This is a genomic window from Bacteroides caecigallinarum (assembly GCF_016901995.1).
Lineage (GTDB): Bacteria > Bacteroidota > Bacteroidia > Bacteroidales > Bacteroidaceae > Phocaeicola > Phocaeicola cellulolyticus.
Map to the genome: position 1 here is coordinate 1 of NZ_JACJLE010000119.1, position 1,501 is coordinate 1,501.

Sequence of the window (1,501 nt, forward strand, 5' to 3'; positions counted from 1 at the left end):
ATCTCCATAAATCTCTTTTAAAGAATTATATTTATTTTGAATAAGTTCTACTTGATGATTTTTTGCAGTCCAAGCTGTTTGTATAGATTTGTTCTTTGCATAACAAACTATATACTCATGTTCTGTTGTTATTTGTCTTGGATTATTATCTGTAGCTGTTTGTAACACTAAAGTGCCTATATAATTGGTTTTACCAAATATTTCACTACATACTTTTCCCAAATTATCTACTTCTTTATCATCTATAGAAATAAAAATAATCCCATCCTCTGTAAGCAAATCCTTAGCAACCTTCAAACGAGGATAAATCATATTTAACCAATCCGTATGAAAACGTCCGTTCTTTTCTGTATTGCGCTGCAAGGGATCAATTGTTTGGTTACCCTCATCATCAAAAAAGCCACTGATTTGTTCAAAATCATTACTTCCCTGAACAAAGTCATCATTATATACAAAATCATTTCCTGTGTTATAAGGTGGGTCTATGTAAATCATCTTTACCTTGCCAAGATAAGTTTCACGAAGTACCTTCAGCACTTCCAAGTTATCCCCTTCAATATAAAGATTCTGAGTATTGTCAAAATCCACAGACTCCTCACGACACGGGCGCAAAGTCTGTGTAGTAGTTTCATTGGCAAGTCTTGATGCCGCACGCTTTCCAGGCCATGTAAACTGATAGCGTTCTTCTCCTTCCTCCAACACATCATTAGTGAGTTCCGATTTCAGTTTATCAAAGTCTATAGCCAATTCCGTTTTTCCGTCCTTACCAATTCGTTCTGTCACACAATTTGGAAACAATTGTGCTATCTTATCTATATTGTTGCCTACAACATCAAGGCTCTGCATTTTTAGTTTTTCCATGATCTTAAAATTCAAATTCTTTTTTATAAAAGACATATCGCTCTGCATTATTCTGTACTAAGGCATTTACTTCTTTTAATTCATATTCTTTTATTTCCTTTAAATAAACTCTTTTTAAAGTTCTACAAGGTTGTGCCATAATGTGTAAAAGAAGATTAGGATTAATTGTATAAAATATTTCATCAAAAAATCTTATAGCATCACAATATGTTACTGGCATATCATTCCTTGCGTTAATAACAATAGGGTTATCTGATGTATAAAATTCATTAGATTTTGTATATAAAAACTCCCAATCAGCTTCGGATATATCTATTATCATTTCTTGTATCATACCATCATCAAGAAGCAACCTCTTATGAAATTCGGGTTCATCACCTTTAAATTGAATATCTTTCATTTCACAATTAAAAATATCCAATAATAAACATTCAATTTGATAGAAAAAAGCATTCTTGGAATTTCTTGATTTTATATCCCTATACTTAGGAGTACGCATATACTGTAAAATTATTTGCTTTGAAATTTTCTTCCTTAAACCTTCATTAAAAGGAATATAAGAAGAATTTATATCAACTTTACTTAAAGTACACAATAATCGTCCTAATTTATCCTCATTATCATTGGCAAAGAATGTGGT

At 31.2% G+C, this 1,501-nt stretch carries 2 protein-coding genes; both read right to left on the reverse strand.

The genetic code is table 11. From position 1 onward, the window contains the following. A partial coding sequence (locus H6A61_RS15215) for a site-specific DNA-methyltransferase (protein ID WP_204394744.1) occupies positions 1 to 861 on the reverse strand: 861 nt, incomplete at its 3' end. A 4-nt stretch (positions 862 to 865) separates the two neighbouring features. After that, positions 866 to 1,501 (reverse strand): DUF4238 domain-containing protein (locus H6A61_RS15220; RefSeq protein WP_204394745.1); only part of this gene is annotated, 636 nt, incomplete at its 5' end.